Origin of the sequence: Pseudomonas sp. EL_65y_Pfl1_R83 (genome assembly GCF_963970695.1) — a bacterium.
In the GTDB taxonomy this organism is placed as follows: domain Bacteria; phylum Pseudomonadota; class Gammaproteobacteria; order Pseudomonadales; family Pseudomonadaceae; genus Aquipseudomonas; species Aquipseudomonas tritici.
The window spans coordinates 1-469 of sequence record NZ_CAXAQI010000370.1 but is presented as its reverse complement, the minus strand read 5'-3'; the positions used below and the strand labels follow the sequence as shown (position 1 = coordinate 469).

Sequence of the window (469 nt, the reverse complement as noted above, 5' to 3'; positions counted from 1 at the left end):
CAAATCCCCGGTCGCCATCAGCGCCGAAAGCTCGTCGCGCCGCGCCTCGATCTGGCGGATGCGGTCTGGGGAGATGGTGGTCATTGAGCGTCGTAATCCGAGAGGATGCCGCCGACATAGCTAGTATCAACGGTCTCCGGGTCACCCGTGTCAACGCCCCAAAGCAGCGACAGCGGGACGCGCCCAATCGAGTTTAAGGAACATGTCGCCTGTTTACCCTCAGCGAGATTGCGGACGACTATCCGATTTTGGAGCAGTTCCTCGTCGCCCAAAATTAGCGCGTAGGTAGCCTTAGCGTCATTGGCCTTTGCCAGCCGCCGTTTCATATTGCCCCTAAAGGCCATATCAGACGTTACCCCGGTGCGGCGCAACTCGGCGATAACGGCGACTGCCCGGGCCTCGGCAGCCATGCCCATGGGGATCACTACGGCCTCGACGGGCTCTACGACCGGCTCCTCCAGCAACATCG

Annotated in this window: 1 protein-coding gene; it reads right to left on the bottom strand. The window is 61.0% G+C overall.

The genetic code is table 11. The features are described 5' to 3' along the window. Window positions 1–80: 80 nt before the first annotated feature. Window positions 81–469, bottom strand: a 389-nt coding sequence (locus AACY08_RS29350; protein ID WP_339472589.1) for a His/Gly/Thr/Pro-type tRNA ligase C-terminal domain-containing protein, incomplete at its 5' end; no start/stop codon positions are given.